A 15,171-nucleotide genomic window follows, 5' to 3' on the forward strand; every position below is an offset into this window, starting at 1 on the left:
AGATGGCAGTTGAGAATATAGAGCAGACACTCGGTGTGGGTGCGCATAAAAAGAGAAGTTTTAAGATATATTTTATATTTTTGTCTCTTGCCGTACTTGCGGCAGGAGCTTTTTTTTGGTACAAAACAAGCAAAAACAAAAATGAGATAGAGTATCTAAGCGCACCGCTTGAGAGAAAAACCATCACCGTAATGGTGGATGCAAGCGGAAACATGGAACCTACAAACAGCGTTGACGTCGGTATAGAGGTCTCAGGAACGATAAGCGAGGTTTTGGTTGACTATAACCAGCATGTCAAAAAAGGGGAGGTGATGGCTCGTTTGGATACCGTCAAACTCTCCTCAAAAGTGACAAGCTACCAAGCCGCACTTGCAAAATATGAGGCAAATGTGGCAGAGGCAACTGCTACGCTTACAAAATCCAAAAACGAATGGCTTCGTGTAGATAAGATGATAAAAGCGACCAACGGAGGCTACCCATCAAGACAGGAGGTTGACAGTGCGTACGCCGCATACCAACTCTCGCTTGCCTCTTTGGAGGTTGCAAAAGCAGGGCGAAATCAGGCAAATGCGGAGCTAAAAGCGGCTCAGGACGACCTTAAAAAAGCTGTTGTCGTCTCGCCTATCGACGGTGTAGTTTTGGCAAAAAAGGTAGAAGCAGGACAGAGCGTGGTTGCGGCGATGACTATTCCAGTTCTCTTTAGCTTGGCGGAGGATTTGACAAAGATGAAGGTGATTGTCAGTGTCGATGAAGCCGATATTGCTTATGTAAAAGAGGGACAAAATGTCGAGTTTAGCGTAGATGCGTACCCGCAAAAAACCTTTAAGGGTGTTGTAGCGCAGCTGCGCTTGAACTCACAGATAGTGAGCGGCGTTGTCACCTATGATGCGGTTGTCGATGTGCAAAATCCGGAGCTGCTTCTTCGCCCTGGGATGACTGTTTTTGCACATATCGTTACCGATGTCATAAAAGATGCTCTTGTTGTACCAAATACGGCACTTCGTTTTACGCCGCCGATGCAAAAAAGAGATGCTTTGGGTAAACATGTATGGGTTTTGCGAGAGAACAAACCATCTAAAGTTGGGCTCAAAGTCGGGAAAAGCGATGGAAGTTTTAGTGTTGTCGAGAGTGTGGAACTAAGCGAGAGAGATTCTGTTTTGGTGGGAATCAAAGAGCGATGAGAGAGCAAAAGTATGTTATAGAGCTTCAAAACGCCACAAAATCATACGGAGAGGCAGAGGCAAAAACATTTGCCATGCAGGGTGTCAATCTTCAAGTAAAACATGGAGAGTTTTTAGCCATCATGGGTCCAAGCGGTTCGGGAAAATCAACCACCATGAACATCATCGGCTGTTTGGACACACTCAGTGGCGGAGCGTACTTTTTTGAGGGGGTCAATGTCGGTTTGCTTTCGCAAGACCAACGGGCACTTTTGCGCAGAAACTACATAGGGTTTATCTTTCAGGGGTTCAATCTGCTAGGAAAAACAACCGCCGTTGAAAATGTCGAACTCCCGCTTCTTTACCGTGGCTATGATATGCATGAAAGAAGAAAGATGGCGATGGAGGCACTTAAAAATGTAGGGCTTGAACATGTCGCACACCACACGCCCGGCGAACTCTCAGGCGGACAGCAACAAAGAGTGGCGATTGCAAGGGCTATCGTTACAAATCCGCTTATTTTGCTTGCGGATGAACCGACAGGCAACTTGGATACCGCAAAAAGCATCGAGATTATGGAACTTTTGCGCTCTTTTAACAAAGAAAAAGGGATTACCGTTTTGATGGTAACGCATGAGATGGATATGGCAAAGTACGCTTCAAGAAGAGTATATTTTAGAGACGGAAGTATAGAGAAGAGTGAAGAGGAGAGCCAATGATTTGGAACGCTTTTTTACTTGCTCTTCGTGAAATTCGCAGAAGTGCTTTGCGCTCGGCACTCACCACGCTTGGTATAGTCATAGGCATAGCCTCTGTTATTGCTATGGTTATGTTAGGTGATGCCACAACAGCCTATATCACGCAAAGTATCTCAAAACTTGGGACAAATATGCTTATCCTTGTCCCGGGGCAAAAACAGAAAGGTCCGCCCTCAACAGACTCAACGGCAAGAAGATTTACGCACAGTGATGTGGAAGCCCTTAAAAAAGAGCTTGCAAATATCCGAGGTGTTGCACCCATTGGCTCAAGCCAAATGCATGCCGTTTATGGAAACAAAAACTATGCAACAACTGTTGAGGGAAGCGACAATGACTACTTTGTCGTCAAAGATTGGGTTTTTGCGTCGGGAAGAGAGTTCTCACCCATAGAGCTTCAAAACGGAAAAGCGGTGTGCGTCATAGGCGAGACCATACGCAAAGAGCTTTTTGGAGCGTTAAATCCAGTCGGAGAGTCCATCCGTCTTGAGAGTTTTTCATGTGAGGTTGTCGGTTTGCTTGAAGCAAAAGGCGCGGCAATGTTTGGGATGGATCAAGATGCTATCATCGTCACCCCTATCCGCATGTTTCAAAGACGCATCGGCGGAAACAAAGAAGTTGCAAGAATGATTATTTCGGCAAACTCCTCATCGCAAATCGAGAGTGTCAAAGAAGCCGCCACCTTTCTTATGCAGGAACGCCGCAAGATAAGAGCAGGGCAGGAAGATGATTTTAACCTCCATGATATGCGTGAAATGGTACAAACCCTCTCTTCCACAACACAGATGTTGACCGTTTTGCTTGGAGCAGTTGCGGCGATTAGTCTGCTTGTAGGCGGCATAGGCATCATGAATATCATGCTAGTCTCCGTCACGGAGCGAACCCGTGAGATAGGCATACGGCTTGCCATCGGTGCGCTTGAGAGAGAAGTTTTGCTTCAGTTTTTAGTAGAAGCGATAGTTCTCTCCTCTCTTGGGGGTGTTTTGGGGATTATCATAGGTGTGGGTGCAGGAGTGGGTATATCGTTCTTTTTTGATTTGCCTCTTATCTTTAACACTTTTATCGTTATCGTTGCATTTTTGTTCTCAACGATGGTTGGTGTCATTTTTGGCTACTTTCCAGCCAGAAAAGCCGCACGCCTAAACCCTATCGAGGCGCTCAGGCATGAGTAATAGGATATTTCATCACTGATTAAAAAGTAATCAATAGATTGCCTATTTGCACTTTTGTAACTGCTAAAATTGTGACTATATTCGATAGAGATCGGAGTTACAATGCAATCTTTACAAAAAGCGTATGACGCAAGAGCAAAAAAACTAAACAAAGTCGAAGAGACAAAAGCACTCAAATCCCCAAAAGAGGCGTTTGAGATGTTAGAGCAGTATGCAAAAAAGGGTTACGAATCCATTCCTGATGAAGATAAAAACTACTTTTTAAAGTGCTTTGGCATCTATGACAAAAACGACCAGACACCGCAAAAGTTTATGATAAGAGTTCGTATCAGCGGCGGTTATCTAAACGCTTTACAAGCGAGAGTTTTGGGTGAAATCGCACAAGAGTTTGGAGAGGACTATATCGACATCACAACCCGTGCACAGATAGAGCTTCGCTACATCGACATCAAAGATATACCGACTATCTTTGAACGTATGAGTGCAGTGGGGATAAGCTCGTATCAAACGGGTGTGGACAACTTTAGAAACATCGTTACAGACCCGCTTGATACACGTGGGTTTGATAATGTCTTGCCATCGTATGAACTACTTAAAAAACTAGAGAGTACATTTTTGCATAACTATGAGTGGATAAGCGCACTTCCCAGAAAGTTTAACACATCCATCACAGGCTCAATCTCCAACCGATGCAACGCATTTGGACATGACTGCTGTTTTGTTTTGGCGCAAAAAGAGGGGATGTACGGCTACAATATGTACCTTGGCGGAAAAGTAGGCAAAGTGGCAAAAAGTGCAGACATCTTTTTACTACCGCATGAGGTTCCTCTTGCGTATAACTCTATCATCGACATCTTTAAGCGGTTTGGATTTCGTGACAACAGAAACAAAAACCGCCTCTCTTTTTTAGTCGAAGCTGTGGGCATGGAGGAGATACGCTCTGCTATCTGCCAAAATGCCGGTGTAGAGTTTGCAACCGCAGGCGAGACGATGACAAAGCTAGACTTCAATGACCCAGACCACGGCAAAGTAAGCTTAAGAGACGGAACTTTTGGTGTGCATCTGGTTGTGCCGGCGGGTATCTTTAGTGGAAGTGATTTGGTGCGTGTGGCGGATGCGAGTGAGCGATGGGGAGACGGAGAGATTCGTTTTGACATCGGGCAGAGCATCTACATACTTGGTGTAAAAGAGATGGACGCACTAAAAGGCGAGGCAGTTTTTCAAAAATACAAAAGCGTTGATTCGCCCTACAAAAACCACCTAATTGCATGTGCAGGTTCACAGCACTGCCCCTTTGGTGTCATCGAGAACAAAAGTGATGCCATCAAAATGGCGGAATATCTGGAGAAAAAAGTACCGCTTGCAGAGGGAAGGGTACGCATGTACTGGTCTGGGTGCATCAAAGGATGCGGTCTGCATGGGCTTGGAGATATCGGTTTTGAGGGATGTAAAGTCAAAGTAGATGGCGAAATGGAGGGCGGTGTAAACATCTCCCTTGGCGGAAAAATCACAAGCGAGGGACTGGAGGGTTATACCATCATCAAATCGGCTCCGCTACGATACGCACACCTTTATGTCGAGACCCTGATGCTGGAGTATAGAAGATTAAAAAAACCATTTGAGAGTTTTGAGATGTTTCATGAACGCATCCTAAAGCTTTACACCCCCGCTTGCATCGGCTTTATGATGAAACTGGGAGCGTATTTGAGAGAGAAAAATATTGAGATTGAGATAGGTTTTGGCGAAAAAGTAAACACAGGAAAAAATGAGGAGTTTGAGCTTTTTGAACTGGGACGCAAACTCTACATGAAACTCTCAGGGCGAGAAGCATACAGTGCATACGATAGATTTACAAATGTGCTAAAGAGCGAAAAACTCCAAAGCATCCGCTCTCTCGCACCAAGCACAGATGAAAACCTCTCTCTTTTGTGTGAGAAGATTTTAGAGACAAAAGAGCAAAACAGAGCGGTAGTTTTTTCAGAGGTGGAGCATTTTATAAGTAGAGGGTAAAGTCTTGTATGCCACACACTCCACCCACTCCTAAAGCCTCCCGCAAATGCGGGAGAGAAATAAGTTTTACGCACTTTTAAATCATATATTTTTATTATCTTTTGTAAATTTTAGATATAGCAGAGGCAAGACTATAAGAGTTAATAGCGTTGAGCTGATTAAACCGTTGATAACCACTATAGCAAGAGGTTTTTGTATCTCAGAACCCGGACCTGTCGCAAAAAGCAGAGGTACTAAACCAAGAGCTGCTATGGTTGCAGTCATCAGTACGGGGCGAAACCTCTTTAGTGTACCCTCTTTTACAGCATCTAAAACACTGTGTCCTTTGTCTATGAGGTAGTTAAAGTAGTTTACAAGCACTACGCCGTTTAATACTGCTATACCAAGCAGTGCTATAAAACCTACCGATGCAGGAACGGATATATATTCGCCGCTAAAATATAGCCCCGCAAAACCTCCGATAAGTGCCAAAGGTACATTGATGAGAACCAATATAGCTTGAATTATAGAGTTAAACGAGACAAACAGCAGTATAAAAATCAAAAAAAGTGCAATAGGTACTATAAAAAGTAGTTTTGAAGCGGCTCTTTGTTGATTTTCAAATTGACCGCCGTAAGTTATATAGTAGCCTGATGGAAGTTTAACTTGTTGTTCTATCTGATATTTAACATCTTCTACAAATCCGACAAGATCTCTTCCTTCTACATTGCTTTGTACGACTGTTTTACGATATCCGTTTTCATGTTCAATCATAACCGCTCCGGTAGTTTTTGTAAATGTTACAAGGTTGCCAAGAGGGATACTTTTACCGTTATTTAGAGTATAGTAGAGTGTTTGTATAGCATTTAGCGAGTTATCTACACTGCCTTTTACCATAAGTTTGATGCGACGCATACCCTCTTGAACTACTCCTACTTGAGTACCGCTTAGCATTGTTTTCATAAATAGGGCTACATCTTGTTCATTTAGTCCATAAAGGCTTAATGCTTCTTTGTTAAATGTGAGTTCTAAATACTCTACACCCTCATTGCTTTTTTTATAAACATCACTGCTTCCGTGTGTTTTTACTAAGATAGCTTTTATCTGCTGGGCTATGCGTTCTAGTTCATCATGATTTTCGCCGAATATATTGATGGCCAAATCTCCCCTAACTCCCGTTAGCATCTCTGAAACACGCATCTCGATAGGTTGTGTAAAGACATATTCGACACCGCTCATACTATCAAGAGACTCTCTTATGCGTTCTTTTACCCACTCTTTTGATTGTTCGCGCCACTCTTCTATAGGTTTTAGAATAAAAAAAGTATCCGTATCATTAAGGCTCATTGGATCTAATCCGATTTCATCGGTACCTGTTCTAGCTATTATGGATTTGATCTCGGGAACATCTGCCATAAGTTTTGCTTGTAGCTTGTTGTTAAGCTCTATACTCTCTTCAAGACTGATAGAAGGGAGTGACTCAACCATAGCTATAAGTGTTCCCTCATCCATCGTAGGCATAAAAGTTTTACCTGTTTTTGAAGCAAGATAGAGAGAAGATGCAAATAAAATAGCAACAGAGATAAAGACTATTTTAGTATGTTTGATAGCAAAATCAAGAGTAGGCTCAAAAATTTTAAGAAGTGTTCTAATCGCCCATGACTCTTTATCGGGACGGATTTTTAGTATAAATGAACTTAGTACCGGTATAAGCGTAAGAGATAAAATCAAAGAGCTAAAGAGTGCAAAAACAATACTAAGAGCAACAGGTTTAAATAATTTTCCCTCAAGCCCTTCAAGTGTTAAAAGCGGCATAAATACTATGATGATGATAAGTACGCCGGTTAGAATTGAAGGAGCCATTTCAATTGCGGCTTTATAGATAATTTGGAGTTTATTTATATTTTTGTGTCTTGTATCTCCAAGCTCTGCGGTGATATGTTCAACCATAACTATTGCCGAATCGACAAGCATACCTATAGCAATGGCAAGTCCGCCTAAGCTCATAAGATTTGCACTTAATCCGAAATAGTCCATAGCTATAAAACTCATAAGCAGTGCAAAAGGCAGTATTAGTGCAACACTAAGAGCGGAAGCAAAGTTCCCAAGCAGAACTAAAAGTATAATGACAATAAGCACGGTAGCTTCAAATAGCGAATTTTTTACGGTTGAAGTTGCCAAATCTACCAAATTTGAGCGATCGTAGAAGATGTTTATCTTTGTCTGTTCAGGTAGCATAGGCTCTATTTGAGATAGTTTTTCCTTTACCTCTTTTAGTACTGCTTGTGTGTTTGTACCTTTTAATCCTAAAACCACTCCTTGAACTGCTTCGCCTTGTGCATCTTTAGTCGAAAAACCGGCTCTTGTTAAATGACCTATGCCTATATCTGCAACATCTTTTACATAGATTGGTTTATTTGCAATAGTTGCAACAGTTAAACTCTCAATGTCGCTTATATCTTTTATGCTTCCCACACTTCTTACTAAAACGCTGTTTACTCCCTGCGTAACTCTTCCTGCTCCGTCATTTAGATTATTTTTCTCAAGCGTAGATATAATCTGCTCCAGTGTAATACTGTATGTTTGCATTGCATCAAGCTTTGGAGATACTTCATAAGTTTTTACTTTACCTCCCAAAGCATTAACTTCGGCAACTCCGCTTATGGAACGAAGCTGTGGCGAAATAACCCAGTCTAGCAAAGAGCGTTTTTGTGTTAAGTCAAGTGTTTGCGATTCAATCGTAAACATAAGTATCTCACTCAAAGGTGTGCTAATGGGTGCAAGTCCGCCTTCAATGTTTGAGGGCAGCTCATCCATTATACCGCTTAGTCTCTCATTAACTTGTTGTCTTGCCCAGTAGATATCGGTTCCTTCTTTAAAATCGACGGATATATCGCAAATACCGTATTTAGCAGCTGAACGCATCATCACTTCATTGGGTATGCCAAGCATTGCAGTTTCAATCGGTATAACAATACGAGATTCCATCTCATCCGGAGTCATACCGCTTGATTTTAAAATGACTCTTACCTGAATAGGTGAAATGTCCGGAAAGGCATCTACGGTAAGATTCTTATAAGAATAGACACCAAATCCAAGTATTACAAGAGCAAATAAAGAGGTAAAAAGCCTTTGCGAAAGTGCAAAAGAGATTATTTTATTCATGTTGGCTCTCTTGCATCTTGTTTAGTAATACGCTTATTTGACTTGTAGCGATATCACCTCTTAGCTCATCGCTATACTCTAAATAACATAAATTTTTATCTTCTGCAAGAACGCTCACCTTTATAGGTTTATAAGCTTGTTCTTTTTTTACAAAGACTATATTTTGCGTATCGCTTTGGCTAAGTGCTTTTTTGGTTATTACTAAAGCTTTTTTTATTATATTAAGCTCTGCTTTTGCTATAAATCCATCTATGAGTTTCGCATCTTTTGGTAGAAATATGCGAATATATCTGCTTTGATTTTGAGGGTTTATTGTCGGAGATATAAGTAGTATTTTTGATTTTATCTCTTTGTTGTCTATTTTTACAATAATCTCTTGTGCCGGTTTAAGAGTATTTGCGATAGTATGAGTTATCTCACCCTCTAGCCAATCTTCTCCTGCGGTTTTAATCATAAAAAGAGTATCCGAGGCAGATATATTTTTACCTAATTCCATATTTGTTTGTACAATAACACCGTTTGCAGGAGAGTATAATTCTATATTTGGAACAATAGTCGAATCTCTTGTGAGCTTTTGTATAGCCTCATCGGTTGCACCGTAAGATTTTAGCAAGTTTTTAGCACTTGATAGTTTGACCTTTACCCTCTGCAACTCTGCATCGGCTGCTATGCACTCTTTCTCGGCAATAATCTGCTCTTGACATAGCTTTGATTTGCGATTTGCTTCGTTTTGGTTATGAGAAAACTCTATATAAGCATCGATAGCATCTTTTTGTGCTTCTATCCATTTAGATGAACTCAGTACTGCTAAGAGTTCACCTTTTGTTACACTCTCAAAATTTGCTTTGCTTAGCCTTATAACTTTTGCCTCATAAGGCAGAGATATAGTTTGTAAAAGCTTCGGCGGAGTAGTTACTCTCATCATAGAAGTAGCAACAGGTACAAAAGAGGTCTCTTTGGCTTTTGAGAGTTCTATTTGCCAGTTTTTCTCTTGCTCTTGAGTGAGGATAATATCTGCTAGTAGCATATTTGTACATAGCACGAAAAGTATAAATAGTCTCTTTTTCATAGTCATTCCTTTATTTGTGCAACACTCAAAAGTTCAAAGAGTGTTTGGTAATATTTTTTATGTTTTGTCGTAAGTTCGGCTTTTAGTTTTAGGTACTCTCTTTGATGCAATAAAAACTCTATAGCGGAGTTTTCACCTAACAAATAAGCAGTTTTTGCAAGAGGCAGCAATTCATCTTCATATTTTTTTACAATGCCCTTTTGTGCTTCTATGCTTTCAAAATCAAAACTAAGCTCTTTTTGAAGCAACTCTATGTCAGCTTTTTTTTCTAACATATATGCCTCTTTGTCGTAGGAAGCCGCACTTTGATTGTGTAGGGCTTCTGAACGGCTTTGCTCATATACGGAAGCAGTAAAATTCAGAGGTATAGAGAGTGATACGGTAGCTTTGTTTAGATCTATCTCTTTTGCGTATGATAAACCAAGCGTAAAACTATCAAAAGAGTTATTGTATCGTCTGGCATCGCTTTGATATGATTTGATTTTTTTATCAAATGATTGCTCTATGAGAGTTTGGTTTTGGTTGTCAACTTCAAGCTCTTTAACAAAGGGATTTAAATCATTACAAGAGAGCTCTTTATCCGTAAAATACTCAAGAAGCACCTTGCTTTGCAGACGAGAGCGAGAAGATAGCAGAACATTTTTATACTGCTTATGTTCATTTCTTAGCCTCTCTAACTCTAAGCTTAGCTCTAAAAGCTCTTTTTTTGAGATCTCTTTATATTCATAAGCTTTTGCTTTTTTTGTATAAAGCTCTTCAAAAGATTTTAGCTCTTGGCTAAAGTTTGATAAGTTTGTTTTATCAAGACAACTGTTATGATAAAGAAGTGCTATATCATTCTGCAAAAGTGCAAAGTTATATTTTAGCTCCAGCATCTGAGCTTCATTTTTGTAGCTATTCGCTTGAGCTATGTTTTTTTTCACACTTGGAAGAGTTATGTTCTGTGTAACTCCGATATCGTATTCATGTTCTGCTTTATTAAACTTTGGGTTTGCATAACTGTTTTGAATATTTAGCTGCGCTGCTTCTCTTGAAGAGATAGCTTGATTTTGGTTTTTATGTGCATAGTCTATCTCTTGAAGAGATTTTGCCATAGGATGCTCTTTTTGTACCGCCGTTAAAATCTCATCTAAATTAATGGTTGAAGCATTTAACAAAAGATGTACAAAAAATAAAAATAACAAAATTCTCATCGATCCTCCTTCTTTATGACGGTACCGTCAAGTGCATTTATAAGTAATGTGTAGTGTTGCGTGGATGCTTTATAAACAAGATAATTGCCCTGGGTTGTTAAAACAAGAGACTCAGTATCTTCTTGTGTTAATGTTTTTACAATCTCTTTTGCATTTTTTATCCTACTCAATCTATACATTCTCTCTTTATAGTGAGGTTTGCTTATAAATGGTTGTTTTTTTGCCTTATCAAAGTAAAGAGCATCCATAACACTCATTCTCTCCCCAAAAGCAAATATAGTTATAGGTATAATAAATAATAAAACTATTTTCATAGATAATCCTTTTTTATATAATAAGTATTAATAGAATTCTCTGAGTAATTATGACTACGCTTCGTCACAAGTTTATAGCAATGACCGTCGTCTAGCAAGGCTTTGAAAAAACCGCAGCAGTCTGTTTAATCAGAGGTTTAAATAAAAAAAAGGATTATAAAATAGGGGGCTTTAGAAAGGTAAAAATGTGTAATGAAAAAAGATTGTTTGTATAAACAAAAATACTTTTAACTTTTTGTCGGCTTAAGAATGATACGGGACTCATCAAAAACAAGTATATTGAATGATAGTCGTGATGTATTTCACACATTGTGTCCGTATGTCTATCTGCATTATGTAAACAAGCATCTGCCACATAAGAGCTGTTTGCAGGGTGTTTTGTATCTAAAATGTTAAATGTATAGTCATGCACTACCGAGAAGCAAATAGCAAACACTAGAACCAATAACCATATTTTTTTTAGACGCATAGTGCAATTTTAGCAAATTATTGGTTAATTTTAAACTACTGACTCTAGGACACCTCTAAATATTGACTCAAATATGGTTTGGTTACTTTTTGACGCTATCTAAAAGTAGCCTGTCCACATTTCTCTTTTCCAAAGAGGAGCATTTTATAAGATTAGCTTATGGGTAAGAACCCCTAGTCGCTACTTGCCTTTTAGTTGTACGGATTGTTTAGATAGAGCATGTTTTTATCAAGTTCAAGCAATCTTTCAAACTGCTCTTAAAATTGTTGAATAGGTATTGCCTCTTGTGGAGATACAAACGAAAAATTATTTGTTCTGTAAAGTAACCTCGTTTGCCTTCACAACCCACAAAAACTCATCGCCGATTTTGCATTTTAGCCCATGCAACGCTCCTTTGGTGATGATGGCGTTGATGTTGTTGCCTAAAAAATCAAGCGTGATATTTGCAAGAAGTTTGCCGTTTTCTATGTGGGTGATTTTTGAGCAAAATGCGTTTCTCTCACTTACGACGGATGATGTCGTTGCAAGCGTGACTTCTGTCTCTTTAAAGAGCAGATGCACATCCATAGAGACTTCAAGACGGTTTTCATCGCTTGCAATAACAAGAGAGCTAAAAAGATGTCCCTCGACATCTATAAAAATAAGCTGTAAATTATCACTCTGTTTTATGGATACAATCGTTCCTTTTAAGGTATTCAATGTTGCCCCTTTTTTTTAAATTTTCGTCACTATCGGATTGAAAGCTTTGCTTGAGAGCAATACTTTATCGCCGATGTTTAGATTTTTTATATCTTTTTGTGTTGCCGTAATTTTTATAATTTCATTGTGAGACAAAACTTTTACAATATACAAAATATCATTTTTTTCTATACTAAGAATCTCGCCTACTATCTTAAACTTGCCGCTTAGGTTCTGATTTGCAAATACTTTTGCAGGAGAGCCGTCGTCTGTAATACTACCAGATGAGATTTTAAAAACACGGTTTGAGAGTTTAAAAACTTCACTTATATCGTGAGATACCAAGATGGAAGTGATACCGAATTTTTTATGGACAGATGCCAGCTCCTCTTGAAGTTTGAGCCGCATGGAGCTATCAAGTGCCGAGAGCGGTTCGTCAAGAAGAAGTATTTTAGGGCCATTCATCAAAGACCGCGCCACCGCGATTCTCTGCTTTTGCCCTCCGCTTAGATGATCTGGTTTCATAGAAGAGAGATTTTGTATCTCCATGATTTCAAGTATCTCATCCACTTTTTTTGTCTCTTTCTTATCTTTGAGGGCAAACTCCAAGTTCTGCCTCACGCTCATATTTGGAAAAAGCGCATAGTCTTGAAATACAAACCCGACATTTCGCTTTTGCGGCGGCAGGTTTATATTTTTTGCACTGTCAAACCAAACAACCCCGTCCACAACAATCGTTCCGCTCTGCGGAGTCTCAAGCCCGGCGATAATGCGCAAAAGCGTAGTTTTCCCGCTCCCGCTCTTTCCAAAAAGCGTCAAAAAATCCCCGTCATGTATCTCTTTGTTTACCTCTAAAACTATCTCCCCGTCCGCAGTGTTTAGTGTTTTTTTGATGTTTATAGCTATCATTAATTATCCTCTTTATTATCAACTCTTTTTTGAAGCCATACTATCAAATTTGATAGCTTCTATTTTGAACACTATTCAAAATCCATATAATAAAACTCATCTTTTACAAACTCTTCAAGCAGTTCAAGATTTTTAAAATCTATCTTTTGATTTACAAAATATGTCATAGCTTGGAGTTCTTTATCTTCTAGCATAAGTGTTATCTCATCTCTATCATAATGCTCTGGATACCCCTCAAGCATATCAAGATGACTAAGTATCTTTTCATCGATTTGATAAGCTTCCCCCTTGATGATTTTGCCTTGACCTTTTTGATTTATAAGGTATGGATAGGCTTTTACAACATTTACCATAGGATATTTTTCTTTTGTGGTTGCATTGCCTATAAACTTTGCACCATCTAAAAAGTGATGGTTTTCAAAGCTTTTTTTGAGGGTTCCATAAACAAAGAGGGTCATAATTAATGCCTAATTGAAAATACAACTGAAGCATAAACATCTTTGTCATTTTCACTATATCTTTCGTAGTATGGTTCAACACATAAACCTTTTTTAGAAACTATATTTTTAGTTTGTTGGAAAAAATTATTTATTTGTTTATCTATCTTATTTACTGCATCATTTTTATAAACACTATTCATATAAAACGCTATCAGTCCACAGCGGATTGATGATTCAGATGATTTTCTATTAAGAGTTTCACAAATTCTATTTACATCCTCTTCAATATTTGCGAATTTATACACACGATGCTTTACTTCAATGATTGCTCTAGGATCTCCTTTTGCCCACCATACAACTATGTCAAATCTTCCATTTGCTCTTATTTTTGAAGGAACTCTACCTGTGCCTTTAGCATTAGAACTATGTAATGTTTTTTCTACATTATCTTCAAGTGTTACAAATTTATTTTTATCAATATTGGCAATTTTTTCAGCTATTTTTACAGTTAATAAATATTCTGGTGCATTCCATAACCATTCGTTTCCACTCCATTCTAAGTATGTTTCATGGGTATCTATAATAGCATCTAATGTGGTATTTATGAGTTCGTCTTTAGTTATCATTTCACTACACTTTCAATAGCTTCAAACTGCTTTCTTTCAATACTTCTGCTTTGCATACTATTAAAAATATCCTCTCCCAATATTTCAACGGCTTGTTGTTTTGAAATTTGTTTACTTTTTTTGTAAAAGTTGTCAATAACTTTTATATTTACATAAAAATCTCCATATTCATCTTCAAAAGTTACAAAATTTTCATCATCTTTGACTATTTCAAAAATTCCATAAATACCTGATTCCACTAAAGGCACAATATTTTCATTTTCATCAGTTCTTTGTTGAATTGTTCTTTTATCTTCACTTACTTTAATGATACCTCTTTCTCCCTCTTTCATTTGTAAAGAAATATCAGTATTCTTATTAATTGACCATTGAATAATCTCTTCATCATTTAGATTTAAAATGGTTTCATTAAAGGCATATTCTGGAATATCATCTCCCCATTTTTGTGGATTAGAAATCAACATCCAAAATCTTTTATTTTTTTCTTTAATTAATTTTCTTCGTTCAATATGCTCTATTATCTCATCTTTGATATTATCAAAAACATCTGCACCATGTTTTGAAACAACAAACATCTCTATTTGCTCGAATGTTTCATCATCCTTGTCAATTTTACTTTTTGCTATTTGAACTAACAATTTTAAATCTTCATTTTTCATCTATTCCTCCCAACTTTTTTCACTCAAAGCCTTTTGAACAAACTCTATACTTACAAGGTTGTCACTAACCTTTGCCAACTCTATAGCCTCATACAAACTTATATCCCTATCAGTCTCTCCTAAGATATGTATTATATGATTTTCTATTGGCTCATAAAGCTCGGCAGTTGCATAAATATCTCTTGCTACCTCTTTAAATTCTACCACTTTTACTTTTGATGCTAAGGCTTGTTGCATTATCATTAAAGCACTTTTGTCAAGCCCTTTTGCTAAACAGATAGTTTGATTATCTTGTGTAAAATGCAAAGCCACTGCAAAATGTGTAGGATTTGTTACCACTAGATGAACTGGGTTTTTAGCTTCTTTTACTAAAATTTCACCAATTCTAAAAAAAGATTTTACAGCATGTGAGTGCTTTAGTTTTTTTAGCTCTTCCTTTTGCTCATCACTTAAAGATTCTTCCATCTCCAAAGATTCTATTTTTGCTTCAATCTCTTCTATTACCTTATCTATCATAGGAATTGCTGGATTTTTTATCAACATTTTGCACCTCTTTGTTTTATAGCATTTTCT

Annotated in this window: 14 protein-coding genes; 4 read left to right on the forward strand and 10 right to left on the reverse strand. The window is 38.2% G+C overall.

Going from position 1 to position 15,171, the window contains the following annotated elements:
• Positions 1-2 precede the first annotated feature (2 nt).
• The 4 genes from PHY84_RS00215 (at position 3) to PHY84_RS00230 (ending at position 5,097) form a co-directional block, all read left to right on the forward strand.
• Positions 3-1,181: an efflux RND transporter periplasmic adaptor subunit gene (locus PHY84_RS00215; RefSeq protein ID WP_299856474.1), complete on the forward strand. Its 1,179-nt coding sequence runs from the start codon at positions 3-5 to the stop codon at positions 1,179-1,181.
• Positions 1,178-1,879, forward strand: coding sequence for an ABC transporter ATP-binding protein (locus tag PHY84_RS00220; RefSeq protein WP_299856477.1), 702 nt, complete (start codon positions 1,178-1,180; stop codon positions 1,877-1,879). Before PHY84_RS00215 ends, PHY84_RS00220 begins: the two co-directional genes overlap by 4 nt.
• The gene (locus PHY84_RS00225) at positions 1,876-3,087 is read left to right on the forward strand and encodes an ABC transporter permease (RefSeq protein ID WP_299856478.1); all 1,212 of its coding nucleotides are present in this window, start codon (positions 1,876-1,878) and stop codon (positions 3,085-3,087) included. Before PHY84_RS00220 ends, PHY84_RS00225 begins: the two co-directional genes overlap by 4 nt.
• A 102-nt stretch (positions 3,088-3,189) precedes the next feature.
• Complete coding sequence (locus tag PHY84_RS00230) at positions 3,190-5,097, forward strand: ferredoxin--nitrite reductase (RefSeq protein WP_299856481.1); 1,908 nt, start codon at positions 3,190-3,192, stop codon at positions 5,095-5,097.
• 81 nt (positions 5,098-5,178) lie between these two features.
• On the opposite strand, the gene PHY84_RS00235 is transcribed toward PHY84_RS00230, so the two are convergent.
• The 10 genes from PHY84_RS00235 to PHY84_RS00280 all read right to left on the reverse strand — a co-directional run bounded on the left by PHY84_RS00235 (position 5,179) and on the right by PHY84_RS00280 (position 15,141).
• A complete protein-coding gene (locus PHY84_RS00235) occupies positions 5,179-8,241 on the reverse strand; it encodes a CusA/CzcA family heavy metal efflux RND transporter (protein WP_299856483.1) in 3,063 nt (1,020 codons plus the stop codon).
• On the reverse strand, positions 8,234-9,310 hold the full coding sequence (locus PHY84_RS00240; RefSeq protein WP_299856485.1) for an efflux RND transporter periplasmic adaptor subunit: 1,077 nt from the start codon (positions 9,308-9,310) through the stop codon (positions 8,234-8,236). The genes PHY84_RS00235 and PHY84_RS00240 overlap by 8 nt, the downstream gene beginning before the upstream one ends.
• Positions 9,311-9,312: 2 nt before the next feature.
• Positions 9,313-10,503 (reverse strand): TolC family protein, encoded by a 1,191-nt coding sequence (locus PHY84_RS00245; protein WP_299856487.1) that lies wholly within the window; start codon positions 10,501-10,503, stop codon positions 9,313-9,315.
• Positions 10,500-10,817: a hypothetical protein gene (locus PHY84_RS00250; RefSeq protein WP_299856489.1), complete on the reverse strand. Its 318-nt coding sequence runs from the start codon at positions 10,815-10,817 to the stop codon at positions 10,500-10,502. The genes PHY84_RS00245 and PHY84_RS00250 overlap by 4 nt, the downstream gene beginning before the upstream one ends.
• 775 nt (positions 10,818-11,592) lie before the next feature.
• Positions 11,593-11,985: a TOBE domain-containing protein gene (locus tag PHY84_RS00255; RefSeq protein ID WP_299856491.1), complete on the reverse strand. Its 393-nt coding sequence runs from the start codon at positions 11,983-11,985 to the stop codon at positions 11,593-11,595.
• A gap of 15 nt (positions 11,986-12,000) precedes the next feature.
• Positions 12,001-12,873: an ATP-binding cassette domain-containing protein gene (locus PHY84_RS00260; RefSeq protein WP_299856493.1), complete on the reverse strand. Its 873-nt coding sequence runs from the start codon at positions 12,871-12,873 to the stop codon at positions 12,001-12,003.
• Positions 12,874-12,944: 71 nt separating this feature from the next.
• Positions 12,945-13,331 carry a gamma-glutamylcyclotransferase family protein gene (locus PHY84_RS00265; protein WP_299856495.1) on the reverse strand — a complete coding sequence of 129 codons (387 nt, stop codon included), beginning with the start codon at positions 13,329-13,331 and terminating at the stop codon, positions 12,945-12,947.
• Positions 13,332-13,333: 2 nt separating this feature from the next.
• Positions 13,334-13,939: a hypothetical protein gene (locus PHY84_RS00270; protein ID WP_299856497.1), complete on the reverse strand. Its 606-nt coding sequence runs from the start codon at positions 13,937-13,939 to the stop codon at positions 13,334-13,336.
• Entirely contained in the window at positions 13,936-14,598 is a 663-nt protein-coding gene (locus PHY84_RS00275; RefSeq protein ID WP_299856499.1) for a hypothetical protein, read from the reverse strand. Before PHY84_RS00275 ends, PHY84_RS00270 begins: the two co-directional genes overlap by 4 nt.
• The gene (locus PHY84_RS00280) at positions 14,599-15,141 is read right to left on the reverse strand and encodes an EscU/YscU/HrcU family type III secretion system export apparatus switch protein (protein WP_299856501.1); all 543 of its coding nucleotides are present in this window, start codon (positions 15,139-15,141) and stop codon (positions 14,599-14,601) included.
• Positions 15,142-15,171: the final 30 nt, after the last annotated feature.

This window comes from Sulfurimonas sp. (assembly GCF_028694605.1).
In the GTDB taxonomy this organism is placed as follows: Bacteria; Campylobacterota; Campylobacteria; order Campylobacterales; family Sulfurimonadaceae; genus Sulfurimonas.